The organism is Rhodanobacter sp. Col0626 (genome assembly GCF_049994385.1).
GTDB lineage: Bacteria > Pseudomonadota > Gammaproteobacteria > Xanthomonadales > Rhodanobacteraceae > Rhodanobacter.
The window spans coordinates 1626272-1645648 of the sequence record NZ_CP188260.1 but is presented as its reverse complement, the minus strand read 5'-3'; the positions used below and the strand labels follow the sequence as shown (position 1 = coordinate 1645648).

Below are 19377 nucleotides of genomic sequence, written 5' to 3'. Positions count from 1 at the left end.
GCGGCCATCTTAACGGCAAGCCCGGCCGATGGGGTCACAGGTAGCGTCGGATGGTTTCCCTCAGCGCGGCAAGCTGCCCGGAGGTGAGCGTGCCGAGGACCCCACGCCGTTCGGCGGGAATATGCGCGGCGGGATCCTCATCGTCGAACACGTAATGGTCCAGCAAGGTCTTCCACGCCGTCCGCTCGGCGGGCGTGAGCGACTTGAACGCCAGGATGCAATGCATCAGGCATCCCAGCGCTGTCCCTGGCGCGTGGCCGTCGGCGGGAACCGGCTTCCACCAGTAATTCACCAGCGCGTTGATCTGCTCCAATGATTCGACCTGATGCCACCACATCGGCGGAATGTAGATCGCGTCACCGGGTCCAAGCTCGGCCACCTGGGCCGCGGCCAGCGCCTGCTTCAGGCGGGGAAAGCGTAGATCGTCCTGGCGATCGGGCCGGGCCATGCTGATCGCCGCACCCGTGGGCGCGAAATCCAGCGGGCCGACGTACAGATTGCGCACCTGCTCCGGCGCGAACAGGGTGAAGCGTCGGCCGCCACACGCCACGCACGCGACATTGTGGTACTCGTCGAAATGCGCCGGTGTGGTGACGCGGTTGCCGATCCATATCCGCGGCTGCACGACGCCGTCGAGGAACGGTAGTGCGTGGCTGTCCAGCAAACCGGGCAGGCAGGCGGAAATCAGCGCGCTCTGCAGCGCCAGGCCCGGCGGATTTTCCTGGCGGCTGTACTGAGCCAGCCGCTGCAACCCCTGGGTGATCGAGATGCGGTGATGCGCGTAGTTGAAGCCGTCGAAATCCGCATTGTAGCCGACCACACCGCCCTCTTCGGGCGGCATCAGCAACGCGTCGACCTCGCCGCCACTGTCCAACGCGGCCAATCCCTGCGCAAAGGCCGTATCCGACTGCCGCGCCCAGGTCACCATCGGCCAGTCGCGGCACAGGCCACGAATCACCAGCGGGCGATCGCGACCAACCAGATCGGCGATGCCGATGGGCCGACCGTGATACTCCTCGATGGCAGCGCGTGCCCCGCTCACTTCGTGTCCGCGGCACGGACCGCACGGATAAACGCTTCCAGCCGCAGCGGGTCCTTGATGCCCGGCGCCGACTCGACTCCGCTGGCCACATCCACCGCCCACGGCCGAGCCACCCGAATGGCCGCGCCGACATTGCCTGCATGCAGGCCGCCCGCCAGGATCACCGGTTGCGCCACTCCGTCCGGCAGCAACGACCAGTCGAAAACCTTGCCGCTGCCGCCGGCCTCACCGCTGCCATGACCATCCAGCAACAAGCCTTCGGCATGCGGATAATCGTTCAGGCGAGTCAGCGCCGCGGCACCCTCGCCCATCGCGATGGCCTTCAGGAATGGATGGCCAAACTGCGCGCACCAATCATCGTTCTCATCACCGTGGAACTGCAGCAGGCCGGGCTGCACTTCATCGATCACCTGCCGCACCAGGTCGGCATCGTCATCCATGAACAAGGCGACCGTGGTCACGAACGGTGGCAGCGCCGCGACGATTTCACGCGCACGCGCCAGCGCCACGCGCCGCTTGCTGCGCGCCGTGAATACCAGGCCAATCGCATCCGCCCCGAGGCGGGCGGCGAGCAGCGCGTCCTCGATCCGGGTCATGCCGCAACACTTGATGCGGGTCATCGGGCAACCTCCGTCAGGCACACTTCGGGTGGCAGGCCCCAGTGCACCTCGTACCGCGGCCCGACGAAGGTCAGTCCGGAAGCGGCAGCCGTGGGTCCGGCAAGCTGTCGGTCGCAACCGGCCAGCAATTCGGCCATCCACTCGACCGGCCGCTCACCACGACCGATCAGCAACAGCGAGCCGACGATATTGCGCACCATGTGATGCAGAAAGGCGTTGGCTTCGATGTCGACGAAGATCTGCTCGCCTTCGCGCCGCACACTCACCGCCAGCGCGGTGCGACGGGGATGGATGGCCTGGCAGGACAACGCGCGGAACGCGCTGAAATCGTGTTCGCCCAGCAACGCCTGCGCAGCGGCGTGCATGCGAGGGGCGTCCAGAGACAGTCGCTCCCACGTGACGTAGCGCGCGTCCAGCGCCGCCCGCACCGGGCGATTGAGGATGTGATAGCGATAACGTCGGCTACGCGCCGCATAACGTGCATGGAAACTCTCCAGCACCGGTTGCGCCCACAGCACCGCCACGCTGGACGGCAGGTTGGAGCAGGCGCCGAGAATCCAGCCACGCATGTCGCGCTGTGCCGCCGTGTCGAAATGCACCACCTGGCAGCGACCGTGTACGCCTGCATCCGTGCGCCCGGCGCAACTGACTTCGACGCGATGAGCCGCGACCCGGGACAGCGCCCGCTCCAGGCTGGCCTGCACGCTGGGGCCTTCTGTCAGCCGCTGCCAGCCGAAGAAATCCGTGCCGTCGTATTCGATGCCCAGGGCGATGCGCATGACGTGTTACAGGATGCTCGATGAAAGACGCTGAAGATTAGCAGCCCGCAACGAAATCGGGCCGGCTAGGCCGGCCCGACACTTCGTGCAAACCGGCCCGTACTGGAATCAGCGCAGGCTTTCGAGCAGGCGCTTGGCGACGTCCTGCTGCATCTGGCTGCCTTCCTTCATCACCTCGCCAAGCATGGCACGGGCGCCATCGGCGTCCCCCATGTCCAGGTAAGCGCGGGCCAGGTCGAGCTTGGTATCGATCGGATCGTCGTTGAACTCGCCCAGGTCATGGCCTTGATCGCCATTGAGCGGTGCATCGTCCGCCTCGTCGAAGTGCCAGGTGGATGCCGGCTCGGCGTGAGCTGGGGCGTCATGAACGTCCGTTGCCGCAGGTGCCATCACGGAGTCATCGTCGGTTGCCGACAAGTGATCCGCAGCCGGTTCCGCACCGGCGGGCCTGGTCAGATCGAAATTGAAGTTGTACTCACTGACCCGCTTGGGCGCACTTGGCGGCAAGGGCGGCATCGACGACGTGACGGCTGGCGCATGGCTGTCATCCGCATAATCGTCGATATCGAATTCGCGGCGAGCCTCGGATTCCTGGTGCCGCGGCAGTTCGGGATGATGGTCGAACAACGGATGTCCCGGTACCAGGTCCTCGCCCATGTGCAGCACGTCCTGCCACTCGTCCTGCTGCGGATCGGTGATGTGGGCGTGCATGGCCTCGGCGGCTGCCTCGAAGTGTTCGACATCGCGGCGCGAGTAATACAGCGTCACCAGTTCCAGATGCAGGCCGATGTCGTCCGGATGCTCGGCCAGCTGGTCGAGCAATTCGTCCTGATCGACATCATCGCCCGTGAGGTCCTGGTTGGAGCCCGGCACGGAACCAAAACGATCAGCCAGCGATGACGATGATTTCGATCCCACAGCCGTTCCGGACTTGCGCCGACGATCGAGCATGGCCAGCAGGATCAGCAGCACGATCACCCCGGCGCCAGCGGCCCAGGCCCACGTCTGCATGTACCAGGGCTGCTCGACCACGGGCGCGGGTGTTGGCCGGATGACCGGTTTCGCGACGGGTTTGACGGGTGCCGGCTTGACTGCCGCGACGGGTGCGGACGAACTGCCCACCGGTGCGCCAGCAGAAGCGCTCGCTGTGATGGCTGGCGTGGCCGCAGCGGATGCCGCGGAGTTGCCAGCGACGGGCGTGACCTCCGCATGGCCGGTCGTGCTGGCCCTGGCGGTTTCCAGATTGGCTTCCGAGTGCGCGTTGGCGGCAAAGGCTTGCGAGACATGGGTTGTCGCCGGCGCAGCCGGCAAGCCAGCAGTCTTGCGCGCTGCCGCCAGTTTGGCCTGCAGTTCGGCGATCTCGCTGTCCTTCAGCGACAACAGGTGCTCGTTCTTGTCGTTGATGTCTGCCAGGTCTTTCAGGCGGGACTTCAGTTCGGTGCCCTGCTGCTCCAGGCTGGCCACACTTTCCTGGGTACGCAGGAGATCCTGGCGGATGCCGGCGGCGGACTTGCCGCTTTTGCCAGCGGCATTGCCACCGGAGCCCTTCGCCGCGCCGCCGTCCTTGGCCGGAACCAGGGCCAGGCGGTCGCCGCCGGCGCCGGATGTGTTGCTAGGCGCACTGGAGGCGGATGCGCGCGTTGCCGTGTCGGCCACGATCGCCGGCTTGCCCGGTGTGCCGGCGCGCCAATCGCTGTTCTGCTGGCGCACTTGAGCCACGGCGGCAGCGATCGTCATCGCCTGCGCCTCGGCGGAGGTCGGCACACGCAGGACGGCACCGCTCTTCAAGGCATTGATGTTATCGCGGTAGAACGCGTCGGGATTGGCCTGCTGCAGCGCCAGCATCATCTGCTTCACATCGACACCGGCCGGCGCCGTGCTGCGGGCGATGCCGGACAGGGTCTGGCCGTGTTCAACCGGCCCGTACCGACCGTTGCTGATGGCCGCTGCCGCTTTCGGGCTCGTCGCAGCAGGCCTCGGCGCTGGTGTCTGCGCAGATGCAGTCCTGGCATGCGCCGAGCGGCGGCTGGCCGCCGGGTGCGTGGAAGCCATGGCGGATGGGGTTGCCGCCAGCGTATTGGGTGGATCGAGCAGGATGGCAAACTCGCGCACGCTCTTGCCGGCGCTGCCATTCACCTCGATCAGCAGGTCGAGGTAAGGGTCGTCCACTGCCGTACTGCTGGTGATGCGAATCACCGGGTGCCCGCTACCGGCATTGGCCACACTGAAATGAAGCGGGATCGTGGTGCGTCCACCGGCGATGCCGGCACGCACGAATTCTTCGCTGGAAGCGAGCTGGACGGTGAGGTTCTGCAACTCCGCCGGATTGCCAGGATGCAGGGGGATCTCAGCCAGCAGTGGCTGGCCCAGCGCCGACTTGACCTGGATCTGACCGAGGTCCAAAGCCAGGACCTGACTGCTGCCCAGTGCCAATGCCACCAGCATCGACAATTTCAACGAACGATTCATTACGTGTTCCCCCGAACGATCCTTGGCGCAACTCTTGATGGCGTCGCCGCAATGGCGGCACGGCTCCAAATGAGGTGCCACTTTAGTTATATGCAGAGCAATCAACAATAGCTGCGACGAATACTTGCAGCGCATTGCTGTGGTGCGTTCTCACCCCTGACGACCTTTTCAATGCTGCCCTGCCACCGGACTGACCTGCATCTCCTGCAGTTGTTTGCGCAGTTCTGCAATCTTCTGATCCTGCTGCTGCAGTCGCTCACTGGCACGTTTGCTGTCCGATTCCTGCTTGCCGAGGTCCCGTTGCAGTCGCTTCACCTCGGCCTGGCTGCGAACCAGTTCCCGGTTGGCCCCGGGCACCGTCGTCGATGTGGCTGACGCGGCCGACGAGGCCGCCTGTCCGCCGTGGGCCATGGCGCCACAAGCCCACATAAAGCCAATGACAACAATAAGTTGCATGAGGCGCATCTCAGAGATAATCCTGAATTAGGAGTTCGGCGATCTGCACCGCATTCAACGCTGCACCCTTGCGGATATTGTCCGACACGATCCACAGATCCAGCCCACGCTCATGCGAGATGTCCTCGCGGATGCGCCCCACGTACACCGCATCGGTGCCGGCCGCCTCGCCCACCGGTGTCGGATATCCACCCGGCTTGCGTTCATCCATCAGCACCACGCCCGGGGCCTGCTGCAGCAATTCGCGGGCCTGTTCGGCGGTGATCTTGTCGCTAGTCTCGATATGCACTGCCTCGGAATGGCCGTAGAACACCGGCACGCGCACGGCGGTCGGATTTACCTGAATCGACTCGTCCTCAAGAATCTTGCGGGTTTCCCATACCAGCTTCATTTCTTCTTTCGTGTAGCCGTTGGGCTGGAAATCGTCGATCTGCGGAATGACATTGAACGCGATCTGGACCGGGAATTTCTTGCCCGGCTCCACGCTTTGGAAATTCAGCAAGGCGGCGGTTTCCCGGCCCAGCTCCTCCATCCCGCTGCGGCCGGCGCCGGATACCGATTGGTAAGTGGCCACATTGATCCGCTCGATCTGCACCGCACGGTGGATCGGTGCCAGCGCCACCAGCATCTGCATGGTCGAGCAGTTCGGATTGGCGATGATGCCGCGCTGGGTGTACTGCGCAATCGCGTGCGGATTGACCTCGCTGATCACCAGCGGAATGTCGTCCTGGTAGCGGAACTCCGACGTGTTGTCGATCACCACCGCCCCGGCTGCGGCTGCCCGCGGTGCGTGTTCGCGGCTGACCGAACCGCCCGCCGAAAAGAACGCGATGTCGACACCTTCGAAATCGTAGGTGTCCAGCAATTGCACGGTGATGTCCTTGCCACCGAAACTCACCTTGCCCCCCGCCGAACGTTCACTGGCCAGCGGTACCAGCTCGCTGATCGGGAAATCGCGCTCGGCGAGGATCGCCAGCACGGTCTCGCCGACTGCACCGGTGGCGCCGACCATGGCGACCTTGTAGCTGCTCTTCTGACTCATGGGTGTGTTTGCTCAGGAATGGGTGGCGGGGCTGGCCTCAGCCAGTACCGCGGGATTGAGAATGGTGGGTGGTCGTCCGGCGTGCGGGCCATGGCCGAAAAACGCCATGACATTATCAACGGCCAGCGCCGTCATGGCGCGGCGGGCATCGTGACTGGCACTGGCGATATGGGGGCTCAACACGACGTTGTCGAGCGTCAGCAGCGCCGGATGCACCGCCGGCTCACCCTCGAACACGTCCAGCGCAGCCGCGGCCAGGCGACCGCCGGCCAGCGCGTTCGCCAGCGCAGCATCGTCGACGATACCGCCGCGGGCCACGTTCACCAGCACGGCGGTCGGTTTCATCTGGGCCAGTTCGTATGCGCCGATCGCGTGGCGATTTTCGGCTGTCAGTGGCAACACCAGCACCAGGAAATCGGATTCGCGCAGCAATGAAGTCTTGTCGACGTAACGTGCGTTGCACTCGCGCTCGACCGACGACGGCAAGGACGAACGGTTGTGATAGATGACCTCCATGCCGAACCCCACCGCGCGCCGCGCGACAGCCTGGCCGATGCGGCCCATGCCGAGGATGCCGAGTGTGCGACCGCGTACATCCATGCCCAGCCACTGGGTGAATTCCGTCGCCTTCCACCCGCCCGCGCGCACCCAGCGCTCGGCCTCGCCGACCCGGCGCGCGGCACCCAGCAACAGCGCCCAGGTGTAATCGGCGACGCTTTCATTCAGCACGTCAGCCGTGTTCGACGCGGCAATTCCAGCGGAAGTCAAAGCGTCCAGATCGAGATTGTCGTAGCCGACGCTGAGGTTGGCGACAATGCGCAAACGTTTGGCGCCGGCGATCTCCGCGGCGCCCACGCGCTCTTTCAGGCCAACGATGGCGGCGTCCTGCCCGGCCAGCTTGGCCGCCAGTCCGGCCGCAGAGAATTTGATTTCCACCGGCTCGGACAATACCTCGAAGTGCTCGTCGAGCCGCGCAATGATGTCGGGAAAGGTGGGGCGTGAAACCCATACGCGTGGCTTGTCGGTCATCGGCGGGTTCCCGGATTCAGTTTTCGCGCTGCGCCGGAATGCGCGGAAAGACCGTGCCGACGTCACCGCACTGGGCACGGTGACGCAGGGCGTGATCGATCAGCACCAGCGCCACCATCGCCTCGGCAATCGGAGTGGCACGGATGCCGACGCAGGGATCGTGGCGTCCCTTGGTCACGACCTCCACCGGCTCGCCGGCCAGGTTCACGCTGTGACCGGGGATCAGGATGCTGGAGGTAGGTTTCAGCGCGATCGAGGTAACAACCGCCTGTCCCGTGCTGATGCCACCGAGGATGCCGCCGGCATGATTGGACGTAAAGCCGTCCAAATACATTTCGTCGCGATGCTCGCTGCCGCGCTGGGAAACGGCGGAAAAACCATCACCTATCTCGACACCCTTGACCGCGTTGATCGACATCAGCGCACTGGCCAGGTCGCCATCCAGTTTGCCGTAGATCGGCTCGCCCCAGCCCGGCGGCACGCCGTCGACAACCACGTTGATGCGTGCACCGACCGAGTCGCCGGACTTGCGCAGGGCGTTGATGTAGTTCTCCAGTGCGGGCACCTGCGTCGCGGCAGGCCAGAAAAACGGGTTCTGCTCCACTGCATCCCAGTCGAATGCCTCCGGCGTGACGTCGCCGATCTGCGCCATGTAACCGCGCACGCGGATGCCATGGTGCTCGGCCAGCCATTTCTTGGCGACTACCGCAGCGGCCACCCGCATGGTGGTCTCGCGCGCCGAGGAGCGGCCGCCGCCGCGTGGATCGCGGATGCCGTATTTCTGCCAATAGGTGTAGTCGGCGTGACCGGGGCGGAAGCTCTGCGCGATGTCGCCGTAATCCTTGCTGCGTTGATCGACGTTGCGGATCAACAGTGCGATCGGCGTGCCGGTGGTCCTGCCTTCGTGGACACCGGAAAGTATCTCCACCTCGTCGGCCTCGTGCCGCTGCGAGGTGTAGCGGCTGCGCCCGGTGGCACGACGATCGAGGTCGTCGCGGAATTCCTCCGCGCTGATCGACAAGCCCGGCGGGCAGCCGTCGATCACGCAGCCGATCGCCGGCCCATGGCTTTCGCCGAAGGTGGTGACGGTGAAGAGTTTGCCGAAGGAATTGCTGGACACGGGATTTGGACGTCTATTGGGTAATCGGCACAGCTTAACCGCGATGGCGTTCCGCTGCCTGCCATTCCTGCCGCAACATCGCGAAGATCACGTCATCGACCCACTCGCCATGAAGCCACAGGCTCTGGCGATGATGGGCTTCCTGGCGCATGCCAAGGCCGCGCAACATGGCCACGCTGGCGAGATTGCGCGGGTCGACCGACGCATGGATGCGATGCCGGGCGAGCTTATCGAACAACCGATCGAAGACGGCGAGCACGATCTCGCTGGCGTAGCCCTTGCCCTGATGGGCCGGCGCGACGCTGACCCCGAATTCGACCGGGTCCCTGCTGTCTTCCGGCAGGTTCACGCCAAGATCGCCGATCAGGCTGCCTCCATCGCACAAACGGATCGCGCGCTGAAACCAGCCCACAGGAGTCGGTTGCGTCGATTGTGCCTCGATAAATCTGCGCACTTCGGCAACATCCGCCGGGCGCCAGCCCTGGAACCGGGCCACCGCCGGATCGGCGCGATGCGCGAACAGCGCGCCGGCGTCCCCCGGGAGCAGCAGGTCGAGCCGCAATCGCGGCGTGACCAGCTCCATCGCTCAACCGGGACGGGCGGCCGCCGCGCGGATCGCCCCGGCGTGCTCGACCAGATCCCGGCGCTCCAGCGCGAACACGCCCATCTGGCCGACCTTGAACTCGATCCAGATGAACGGGATTTGCGGCAGCAGCGCGGCCAGCGCGTGCTCACTCTCGCCCACCTCGACGATCAGCAGGCCGTCTTCGGTGAGGTAGTCAGCCGCCTCATCCAGCATGCGCAGGCACAGATCCAGGCCATCGGCGCCGGAGGTCAGCCCAAGCTTCGGCTCGTGCGCATACTCACCCGGCAAGGCAGCGTATTCGTCCTCGGTGACATAGGGCGGGTTGGAGACGATCAGGTCGTACTTGCGCCCGGCCACACCGGCGAACAGGTCGGACTGGATCGCCTCGACGCGGCCCTCGACGTGCTGGAACACGATGTTCTCGCGTGCCAGCGACAGCGCCTCGTCGCTGATGTCGACGATATCGACCTGCCATTGCGGGTTGTACTCGGCCATCGCGATGCCGATGCAGCCCGAGCCGGTGCACAGGTCCAGCACCCGTTCGATGTGCCGCTCGTCCAGCCATGGCGCGAAACCCGACTCGATCAGTTCGGCGATCGGCGAGCGTGGCACCAGGGCACGGCGGTCGCTCTTGAACTTCAGCCCGGCGAACCAGGTCTCGCCGACCAGGTAGGCCACCGGCAGGCGCTCGGTGACCCGGCGCTCGATCAGTGCCAGCACGTTCGTGCGCTCGGCCGCGGTGAGCCGGCCCGCGCCGTACGCCGGCGGGATGTCCGGCGGCAGATGCAGGCTGGCCAGCACCAGGTGCGTGGCTTCGTCGATCGGGTTGTCGTGGCTGTGGCCGAAGGTCAGCCCCGCGGCCGAAAAGCGGCTGGCGCCATAACGGATGAAGTCGATGATGGTGGCGAGCTCGGCGGTCACGGCGATCCAGGGGTGCGGCGATGGGCCGGCCATTATAGGGCCTGGGAAACGACTCACCCCGTATACTGGGCGGATGACTTTCAACGTATTCCTGCAGTACATCCTGCCGCACCGCGCCCTGTCGCGAGTGGTTTACTGGGCCACGCGCTGGACCTTCGCGCCGTGGAAGAACTGGCTGATCTCCACCATCGTGCGCAATTACGACGTGAACATGGCCGAGGCTGCGCAACCCGACGCGCTCGCTTATCAGCACTTCAATGCATTTTTCACGCGCAAGCTGCGCGCCGACGCGCGCCGCGCGGATTCCGATCCGGCCACCCTGCTCTCGCCTGCCGACGGCCGCATCAGCCAGGCCGGCACGATCGTCGATGGCCGGATTTTCCAGGCCAAGGGCCAGGATTACACCGCCGCCGAACTGCTCGGTGGCGACGAAGTTGCCGCCGCGCCGTATCGCAACGGCCGTTTCGTCACGGTCTACCTGTCGCCCCGCGACTATCACCGCGTGCACATGCCATGGAAAGGCACGCTGAAGGAAACCGTGCATGTCCCCGGCCGGATCTTCAGCGTGGCTCCGTTCGCCGTGGCGGCGATCCCGCGGCTGTTTGCCCGCAACGAACGACTGGTCTGCCACTTCGAGGGTGAGCACGGCCCGTTCGTGGTGGTGATGGTCGGCGCAATCCTGGTCTCGTCCGTGGCCACGGTGTGGGACGGCCTGGTGATCCCGCCGTATGCCTCGTCGATCCGGCGCAAATCGTTTGCCGGCCAGGACATCACGCTGGAGCGCTTCGCCGAAATGGCGCGCTTCAACATGGGCTCCACCGTGATCCTGCTGCTGCCCGACGGCACGGCCGAACTCGATGCGCTGCAGCCGCAGCAGGCGGTACGGGTGGGCCAGCGGCTTGGTCACCGCTGAAAACCGTATCCTCGCGCAGCCCGAAAACTGACGTCGTACGTCATTTTGTGACGCTTTAGGCGCTATTGCAGTGCCCGCTTCGTTACGCTCGCATCTTCGCCGCACGTGTCGTGTGCCGCCGGATTCCAGCATCGAGGGGACTCATGCAGATACTCACTCCATTCCTTGTGATGATGCGCGCGCGCCAGCTTGGCCGCCAATTCCGCGACATCGAACGCAGTGTACGCGCGCTGCCCAAACGCAACCGCGAGCGCCTGAGCACGCTCACCCTGCGCGAAATCGGGCAGGCTTCGCGCAGCGATTTCCCGCATCTGTATGGCACCGCTCCGGAAGCGCGCTACCTGCCGTGGGGCCAGGGCACCGAAGCAGGTTACGAACGCGCCTGCTCGAACAACGCCGAAGTGGCGCTGCGTGGCATTGCGTTGTGGCTGGCGGTTGCGTATCACGAAACCAAGAATTCGCCACACGCCAGCCTGCAGCCGCAACACCGGCAACTGATGCAGCTGCTGCGCGAGCTGAAGGAAGTGCATAGCAACGGCAATACCGTCGAAAGCTGGATGCACGACACGGCGGCGGCCTGAACCGCGATCGGCTTCATGGGTTGAAGGACGCCGCTCATCACACACCACGTCAGGGATGAATCCTGTCCGCCTGCTGCGTAGCCCGTGATGTCCACCTCCACAGCCCCGATCCCCGTTGCCTGCCATCCGCTTTCCATCGCCCTGCTCGAAGACGACACCGAGTTGCGCGAGCAGATCCTGCTGCCCGGCCTGCGCCACATGGGTTTCGAGGTGGTGGGCATGGCCAGCGCCGCAGCGCTGTACCTGCAGCTCCCGCAAACGAGCTTCGACATCCTGATCCTGGATGTCGGCCTGCCCGATCAGGACGGCTTTACCGTCACCCGCTACCTGCGCAGTTCGTCGTCGATCGGCATCGTCATGTTGACCGGCCGCGGCAGCGCCGCCGACCGTGTCCACGGGTTGTCGATGGGTGCGGACGCCTATCTGGCCAAACCGGTCAACCTCGATGTGCTGGCGGCCACCCTGCTCAGCCTGGGGCGTCGGCTGGGCAGCTCAAACACAAGCACAACCCCCAACCCGGAACGGCGGCCATGCTGGCGGCTGCGTTCCAACGGCTGGAGCCTGATGGCGCCCGGCGGCGGCACGGTCACGCTGACCCATGCCGAACGTTGCGTCATCGGCAAGCTGATGGCGAAGGCCGGTGAGGCGGTATCACGCGAGACGCTGATCGCCGCGCTCACCCCGGACATCTACGACTTCGATCCGCACCGCCTGGAAACACTGATCCACCGGCTACGGCGCAAGGTCAGCACGCTCACGCGGGAGGCGCTCCCACTGCGCGCGCTGCACGGCATGGGTTACGTGATGGTGACCTGATTCGCTTCTCACTCAGGCCGCGCGGCCAGTCAGCGTGTCGCTGGCCATGGCCAGCGGAAGCCGGATGCGGAAGGTCGAACCGCGTTCCGGCGCACTTTCCACCGCAATGCTCCCGCCAGCCTGGCCAATCAGTTCGTGCACGATGGCGAGGCCCAACCCGGTACCGTTCTCGGCCGACTTCGTGGTGTAGAACGGCTCGAAGATGTGTCGACTCACCTGGCTCGTCATGCCGTAACCGTCGTCTTTCAGGGCGATTTCCACGCCACCGTCAGGCAAGCGCGCGGCCCGCATGCTGAAGCACCCGCCAGCCGGCATCGCGTCACGCGCGTTGGCGGCGATATTGAGCACCATCAGGTCGAACTGGCCACGGTCGAAACGGATCGGCGTGCCTGCATCGGCCGGATCCAGCACGACATCCACCGGCGATGCGTCGAACAACTGGCGCAGCATCGGTTCCAGTTCGGCAAGCGCCTGCCCGGCATCGAACAGGTCCGGATGCGCCACATCCTGCCGGCTGAAGCCCAGCAGCTTTCGACAAATGGCCGCGCCGCGCCGGGCCGCCGTCTCGATACCGTCCATCGCGCGCAACAGCGCGGCATTACCTGCATCAGCCAGCCGTTGGCGCTGGCCGGCATAGCCGAGCACGACACTCAGCACATGGTTGAAATCGTGGGCGATGCCGCCTGCCAGTCGACCCACCGCCTCCATCTTCTGTGCATGGATCAGCTGCTCCTGCGCGCGTTCGCGCTCGCCCATCTCGTGCCGCAGGCGCGCGTTCGCCTCGCTCAACGCCCTTCCCTGGCTGATCGACTCGTCCAGGCTCTCGCGCAACGCGGCAAGACATCGGTCGATGACGACGATGATGATGAAATAACGCAACACCACCGACGGCGTATAGCTCACCGCCCGCCACCAGTGTTCGCCATGTTCGATCGTGCGGACCACGTCGGTTGCCGCGCCGACGGCAAACATCGCCAGCAGCAATCCGAACATCAGCCACAGCGTGCGCCGCCCCAGCATCATGCCGGCAAGCACCACGATCAATATCGACGTGGTCGGGTCGCTCATCTGCATGCGCAGGCCGGTGGCGCCGTACGAAATCAGCTGGGTGACCACCTCTGCCAGCAGGAACCACTGGATCGCCGCGCGAAAATGTCCGCGACGCAGCAGCAGGAAACAGGCCCAGGCCACCGCGGCAACCACGAAACTCAGCGCCCGATCGAGCGCCAGGCCGGGGGCGTGCGCGAACCCCGTGGCCAGCTTCAGGTACAGCCAGTTCAGCGGCACTGCACAACCCATCAGCAGCATCAATATCTGCAGGAAAACCGCATTGCGCTTTTCCACCGGATCCGCGATCGGTATCTGGCCCAGCCGGCCGAACATGCGCTGCCACATCGTACTCACCCCCACTGCTGCGACCCCGGAAAGCCCGCCCCCTCGGCACTTCGCCAGACCATGCCGCCACTCTAGCCACCCGCGGTGCCGGTGAGCAAATGTGAGGAATGGCGAGCAGCTGCGCGTGACCTTGCTTCGGTGGCGACCTAGCTTCGATGAAAGAACACGATCCATGCCTTCGAGCCATCGAGCAAACGCTCGGCCCTGCTCCGCGCACGGATCGATTCCTCAGCCATCGACCACTCTCGGGGAGCAGCATGAACAAGGTCTACAGCAAGGTCTGGAATGCATCATTGGGCGCGCTGGTCGTCGCCTCGGAACTGGCCAGTTCCACCCACACATCGGCAAGAGGTGAACAAGCCGGCGGCAACCACATACGCAGGCCAGCCCGAAGCCTCGGGCTGCTGGCTTGGGCCATCGCCATCGCGGTGATTTCGCCGGCCGCGCTGGCCGATGTCTGCAGCGGCACTTTCGCGCCAGGCACCGGCCCCACCGCGGCAACCACGTCGTTCGCCTGCGGCACCCTCGCCGCGGCTACCGGTGAATACGCCACCGCGTTCGGCAACCGCTCGCTCGCTTCGGGCGACTACGCGGTCACACTGGGCTACAAGAGCCAGGCCACCGGCACCAACAGCATCGCCAACGGCTACGACGCGCGCGCCACCGAACAGGATGCCAGCGCACTCGGTCGCGGCAGCCGCGCCAGTGGCGTCGACAGCCTCGCTCTCGGCCGCGGCAGCGCCGCCAGCAACGACAGCGCGGTCGCGATCGGCAACAGCGCCGTCGCGGGCGACCGCTTCACGACGGCGGTCGGTGCGCAAAGCCAGGCGATCGCGCAATACACCACGGCGCTGGGCTGGGGTAGCGTCGCCGATGTCTATGGCGCGCTGGCAGCGGGTCACGGCGCATCGGCCAACGGCGAGTGGAGCACGGCGCTGGGTGAATTCGCCACGGCTTCCGATCGCGGTGCGGTGGCGATGGGCGGGCGGGCCCACGCCGGCGGCCAGTCCAGCGTCGCCATCGGCGGTGCCTTCGATTCCTTCCTCGGTTTGGTGACCACCCAGGCGATGGGCGCGCATTCGGTCGCGGTCGGCCCCGGCGCCCATAGCGACGGCAATTACGCCACGGCAGTCGGCGACGAGTCCGTTTCCAGCGCCGACTACAGCACGGCGCTGGGCGGTGCCTCGCATGCCAGCGGTTTCCAGAGCACGGCGCTGGGCACGCTGGCGAAGGCCGAAGGCGAGGCAAGTCTTGCCGTCGGATCCGGCGCGCAATCCAACGGCAACCAGAGCAACGCGATCGGTGCGAACGCGTTGGCCGAGGGCGAAGGCAGTCTCGCCGCGGGCGTCTCCAGCCAGGCCATTGGCGACAGCAGCGTCGCGGTCGGTGGTTTGCTGACCGACGACGGCCTCACTTATCGCACCTATGCCGGCGGCGTCGGCGGCGCCGCATTCGGCCCTGGCGCTGCCGCCGAAGCCGATGGCAGCTTGGCAGCCGGCGCACGCAGCGACGCCTCTGGCGTCAATAGCACGGCGATCGGCAGGGCCAGCATCGCCAGCGGCGCGCGCAGTGCGGCACTCGGTGCCAGCGCCGAGGCCGACGGCGATGATTCGATAGCGGTCGGCAGTACCGCGTTTGCGCTCGGCAACGGTGCCTCGGCCATCGGCAGCGGCGCATTCGCACTGGGTGAGCAATCCACCGCCAGCGGCTACGGCAGCACCGCCGATGGCCAGTGGGGTGTCGCCTACGGCGCCGGCAGCGATGCCAGCGGCCAGAGTGCCACGGCGATCGGCGCCAGCGCGCTGGCTTCCTCCGGTTCAACCACCGCCGTGGGCGGACAGCTCGATTACTCCTACCTGGACGCGGTAACCCATAAGTATGTGGATCTGGCCGGCACCACCGCAGCCACCGGCGGCGCAGCCAGCGCTTTCGGCGCGGGCGCCCAGGCCAGCGGCGAACTCAGCACCGCGCTGGGTACGGCGGCATCGGCCTCCAACCTTTGGTCGACGGCCGTCGGTTCGCGTGCGAACGCGCAAGGTGACAACAGCCTCGCTGTCGGCGAGTCGGCCCAGGCCACGGGCGTTCAGAGCACCGCCGTCGGTGGCAGCCGGCCGGCCGGCCAGGCGCTGGGACATGTTTCCACGTCCGCCACCGGCGACTTCGCCTCGGCCTTCGGCAATGCCTCGCGTGCCACCGGCATCCAGGCCACGGCGCTGGGTTGGAACGCTACCGCCACCGGCGTCAGCGCCACCGCCACCGGCGAATCCGCGTTTGCCAATGCGCGTCGTTCAAGCGCACTCGGCGGCTCGTCGTTCGCCAACGCCGAAGGGGCCACGGCCATCGGCTACTACACGTCCGCGTTGGCGGAGCAGAGCGTGGCGCTGGGCACCGGCTCGGTGGCCGACCGCGCCAACACCGTCTCGGTCGGCGCCGGCGAAAACATCGACGGCTTCGCGGAAACCCGCCAGATCACCCACGTGACGGCGGGTACCGAGGACACCGATGCGGTCAACCTGGCGCAGCTCAACGCCGTGTCCGACAGCGTCGGCAGCGCCAGCCACTATCTCGCGGCGAATGGCTTGGGTGACGGTAGCGACGACGCGCAAGCGCTCGGCGACGACGGCACCGCGCTGGGTTCGGGCGCGTTCGCACTGGGCAACGGCGCATCAGCATTCGGCAGTGGTGCATTTGCCATGGGCGACCTGTCGACCGCGACCGGCTATGGCAGCGTGGCCGGTGGGAAATGGAGCGCTGCTTACGGCGTCGGCAGCCAGGCCAACGGCCAGAGCGCGGTCGCGCTCGGCGGCCAGATGGGCATTTTCGACATGAGCACGGGAGAATGGGAAACCCAGTCCACTGTCGCATCCGGCAAGGAAAGCGTCGCGGTGGGCTCGGCCGCCCAAGCCAGCAGTGATGGCTCGACCGCACTCGGCGTATCGGCGGTGGCCGATGGGCAGCGCTCGATTGCATTAGGAGCCGGGTCCTGGGCGACCGACGATGACGACATAGCGATCGGCCTGAACTCACGTGCCCACGAAGCCGTCAGTGTGGCGATCGGAAGCGCGGCCAATGCCAATGCTGCCCGTGGCGTGGCCATCGGTGCCGCCGCCACGGTTGGCGACCAGGCCGATGCCGGCGTCGCCGTCGGCAATCTTGCGGCCGCTGGTGGCTTCCACAGCGTGGCGGTAGGCCGCAACAGCATCGTCTTCGCGGACAACGGTCTCGCGCTGGGAGCCATCAGTGAAGTGGCACCCGGGGCGGAGAATTCGGTGGCGCTGGGTGCCGGCTCCTATGCTGATCGGCCCAACACGGTATCCGTCGGTACACCGGCACGTACGCACGACGGCGCCTGGCCAGACGAGGTCGCTGCACTCGATCGCCAGATCACCCATGTCGCCGCCGGCACCGAGGACACCGATGCGGTCAACGTGGCGCAGTTGCATGACTTGTCCGACAGCGTCGGCAGCGCCAGCCATTATCTCGTCGCCAACGGCCTGAACGACGGTAGCGACGACGCGCAGGCGCTCGGCGACAACAGCACGGCGTTGGGCTCATCGGCCTTTGCATTGGGGACCGGTGCGTCCGCTTTCGGTAGCGGTGCGTTTGCCTTGGGCGACTTGTCCACCGCGGCCGGTTACGGCAGCGTCGCCGGTGCGAAATGGAGTACCGCCTACGGCGTCGGCAGTCAGGCCAGCGGCCAGAGTGGCGTGGCGATCGGCGGCCAGATGGAGGTCATCAACGGCACCACCTGGGAACACGAAATCTGGTCGACCGAGGCCAGTGGCAAGGAAAGCACGGCGATCGGCACCGCTGCGCACGCCACCAACTACGCCGCCGTGGCGGTCGGCATGACGTCCGAGGCCAGCGGCGACGGCGCGGTCGCCGTGGGTCCGGCGAGTACCGCACGCGGCGACGACAGCGTGGCCATCGGTAGCCAGTCGCGCGCCTACCAGGTGCTTGGCGTGGCCATTGGCGCCAATGCGAGGGCTACGGCCGCGCGCAGTGTGGCGCTGGGTGAAATGGCGACCAGCGGTGGCGATGGCAGCCTCGCGCTCGGTGGCCTTTCGGCTGCTGCGGGTGACCAGAGCGTGGCGCTGGGCTGGAACAGCATCGCCTTTCCCACGGGCAGTCTGGCGCTCGGCACCAACAGCGAAGTGGCGCCCGGCGCGGAGAACTCGGTGGCGCTGGGAGCCGGTTCGTATGCCGACCGACCCAACACGGTGTCCGTCGGCACACCGGCGCGTACGCACGATGGCGCGTTTCCCACGAACATCGCTGCGATCGATCGCCAGATCACCCATGTCGCGGCGGGCACTGAAGACACCGATGCGGTCAACGTGGCCCAGCTCAAGGAGACCGGCCTGGTCGATGGCGATGGCAACGCCGTCGCCGCCGTGACCTATGACAGTGGCAGCGACAAGGCGCGCATCACGCTTGACGGTGCCGACGGCACCACGCTGGCCAACGTACGTGCCGGCGTGCATCGCGGCGAGGCGATCAACGTCGAGCAGTTCCAGTCGCTGGCGGCGACCATCGGAGGCGGCATTTCGATGGGCCCGAACGGACTGATCAACACGCCGAACTTCACCATCCAGGGTAGCAGCTACTTCAACGTCGGCGACGCCCTTGGCGCGTTGAACGGCGCCTTGAGCGGCGCCCTGCAGCATGTCGGCGCACTGGATCAACGGGTCGGCGCACTCGAAGGCGGCACGGGATCCGGCAACGGTCATGGCCCCGGCAGCAGTGGCAGCGGCCTGGCCATCGGCGAAGGCAGCCACGCCCAGGATGCACGCGACACAGCCGTGGGCACCGGTTCGCACATTGCCGCCGATGGCAGCACGGCACTCGGCGCCAATGCCCAGGTCACCGACAAAACGGCAACCAACGCCGTGGCGATCGGCGCCGACAGCACGGTTTCGAAAGTCGCCGGCACTGCCATCGGCCAGGCCAGTCAGGTGGATGCCGCCACCGGCACCGCACTCGGCCAGGGCGCGCAGGTGCAGGCGGGTGCCGACAATGCGGTGGCGCTTGGCGCAGGTTCGGTGGCCACCGAAGCAAACACGGTGTCGGTCGGCAGCGCCAGCAACCAGCGGCGCGTCACCAACGTGGCCAAAGGCAGCGCCGCCACCGATGCCGCCAACGTCAGTCAAGTCGATGAAGCGCTGACCACGGCCAAGTCGTACGCCGATGCCGGCGACAAGAGCACGCTCGACAGTGCCAAGAACTATGCCGACCAGAAATTCGGCAATGCCGTCAGCAGCACCGACTTCGATGGGTTCCGCAACCAGGTCAACGATCAGTTCCGCACCGTCAACCGGCGGCTGGATCGTGTCGGCGCGATGGGTACGGCCATGGCACAGATGAGCGCCAACACCTCCGGTCTATCCGGCGCGAATCGCGTCGGCATGGGTGCCGGCAACTACGGCGGCCAGTCGGCACTCTCGGTCGGCTACCAGCGCGCGTTCAGCGCCAACCGCGCCAGCGTGTCGATTGGCGCCTCGGTCTCCGGCAGCGAAAGCACGGTCGGCGTCGGCGGCGGTTTCAGCTGGTGACATCCAACGATTCAATCCGGTCCTTCATTCCACACACAGCAGTATTGGGGAGCAAA

15 protein-coding genes are annotated in these 19377 nt (G+C 66.2%); 4 read left to right on the top strand and 11 right to left on the bottom strand.

Annotated features, from left to right (window positions below; genetic code table 11):
* Positions 1–34 precede the first annotated feature (34 nt).
* The 10 genes from ACPPVV_RS06795 to prmB all read right to left on the bottom strand — a co-directional run bounded on the left by ACPPVV_RS06795 (position 35) and on the right by prmB (position 10097).
* Positions 35–1042, bottom strand: a complete 1008-nt coding sequence (locus tag ACPPVV_RS06795; RefSeq protein WP_426702703.1) for a cupin-like domain-containing protein — start codon at positions 1040–1042, stop codon at positions 35–37.
* Positions 1039–1662: a phosphoribosylanthranilate isomerase gene (locus tag ACPPVV_RS06790; RefSeq protein ID WP_426702702.1), complete on the bottom strand. Its 624-nt coding sequence runs from the start codon at positions 1660–1662 to the stop codon at positions 1039–1041. The genes ACPPVV_RS06795 and ACPPVV_RS06790 overlap by 4 nt, the downstream gene beginning before the upstream one ends.
* Entirely contained in the window at positions 1659–2441 is a 783-nt protein-coding gene (truA, locus tag ACPPVV_RS06785; protein WP_426702701.1) for a tRNA pseudouridine(38-40) synthase TruA, read from the bottom strand. The genes ACPPVV_RS06790 and truA overlap by 4 nt, the downstream gene beginning before the upstream one ends.
* Before the next feature lie 108 nt (positions 2442–2549).
* A complete protein-coding gene (locus tag ACPPVV_RS06780; RefSeq protein WP_426702700.1) occupies positions 2550–4910 on the bottom strand; it encodes a FimV/HubP family polar landmark protein in 2361 nt (786 codons plus the stop codon).
* A 168-nt stretch (positions 4911–5078) separates the two neighbouring features.
* Positions 5079–5375 carry a hypothetical protein gene (locus ACPPVV_RS06775; protein ID WP_426702699.1) on the bottom strand — a complete coding sequence of 99 codons (297 nt, stop codon included), beginning with the start codon at positions 5373–5375 and terminating at the stop codon, positions 5079–5081.
* Position 5376: 1 nt separating this feature from the next.
* On the bottom strand, positions 5377–6408 hold the full coding sequence (locus ACPPVV_RS06770) for an aspartate-semialdehyde dehydrogenase (protein WP_426702698.1): 1032 nt from the start codon (positions 6406–6408) through the stop codon (positions 5377–5379).
* A 12-nt stretch (positions 6409–6420) separates the two neighbouring features.
* On the bottom strand, positions 6421–7437 hold the full coding sequence (locus ACPPVV_RS06765) for a 2-hydroxyacid dehydrogenase (RefSeq protein WP_426702697.1): 1017 nt from the start codon (positions 7435–7437) through the stop codon (positions 6421–6423).
* Between the two features lie 16 nt (positions 7438–7453).
* The gene (gene aroC / locus ACPPVV_RS06760; RefSeq protein ID WP_426702696.1) at positions 7454–8557 is read right to left on the bottom strand and encodes a chorismate synthase; all 1104 of its coding nucleotides are present in this window, start codon (positions 8555–8557) and stop codon (positions 7454–7456) included.
* A gap of 34 nt (positions 8558–8591) precedes the next feature.
* Positions 8592–9140, bottom strand: a complete 549-nt coding sequence (locus tag ACPPVV_RS06755; RefSeq protein ID WP_426702695.1) for a GNAT family N-acetyltransferase — start codon at positions 9138–9140, stop codon at positions 8592–8594.
* 3 nt (positions 9141–9143) lie between these two features.
* Positions 9144–10097, bottom strand: coding sequence for a 50S ribosomal protein L3 N(5)-glutamine methyltransferase (gene prmB, locus ACPPVV_RS06750; RefSeq protein ID WP_426702694.1), 954 nt, complete (start codon positions 10095–10097; stop codon positions 9144–9146).
* A 40-nt stretch (positions 10098–10137) separates the two neighbouring features.
* Between prmB and asd the strand changes: the two genes are divergently transcribed.
* The 3 genes from asd (at position 10138) to ACPPVV_RS06735 (ending at position 12374) form a co-directional block, all read left to right on the top strand.
* Complete coding sequence (gene asd, locus ACPPVV_RS06745) at positions 10138–10977, top strand: archaetidylserine decarboxylase (RefSeq protein WP_426702693.1); 840 nt, start codon at positions 10138–10140, stop codon at positions 10975–10977.
* Between the two features lie 143 nt (positions 10978–11120).
* A complete protein-coding gene (locus ACPPVV_RS06740; RefSeq protein WP_426702692.1) occupies positions 11121–11558 on the top strand; it encodes a hypothetical protein in 438 nt (145 codons plus the stop codon).
* Positions 11559–11645: 87 nt separating this feature from the next.
* Positions 11646–12374, top strand: coding sequence for a response regulator transcription factor (locus tag ACPPVV_RS06735; protein ID WP_426702691.1), 729 nt, complete (start codon positions 11646–11648; stop codon positions 12372–12374).
* A 12-nt stretch (positions 12375–12386) separates the two neighbouring features.
* Here ACPPVV_RS06735 and ACPPVV_RS06730 read toward each other — a convergent pair whose 3' ends face one another.
* A complete protein-coding gene (locus ACPPVV_RS06730; RefSeq protein WP_426703185.1) occupies positions 12387–13769 on the bottom strand; it encodes a sensor histidine kinase in 1383 nt (460 codons plus the stop codon).
* Between the two features lie 257 nt (positions 13770–14026).
* Here ACPPVV_RS06730 and ACPPVV_RS06725 point away from each other — a divergent pair, with 257 nt between their 5' ends.
* A complete protein-coding gene (locus ACPPVV_RS06725) occupies positions 14027–19321 on the top strand; it encodes an ESPR-type extended signal peptide-containing protein (protein WP_426702690.1) in 5295 nt (1764 codons plus the stop codon).
* Positions 19322–19377: the final 56 nt, after the last annotated feature.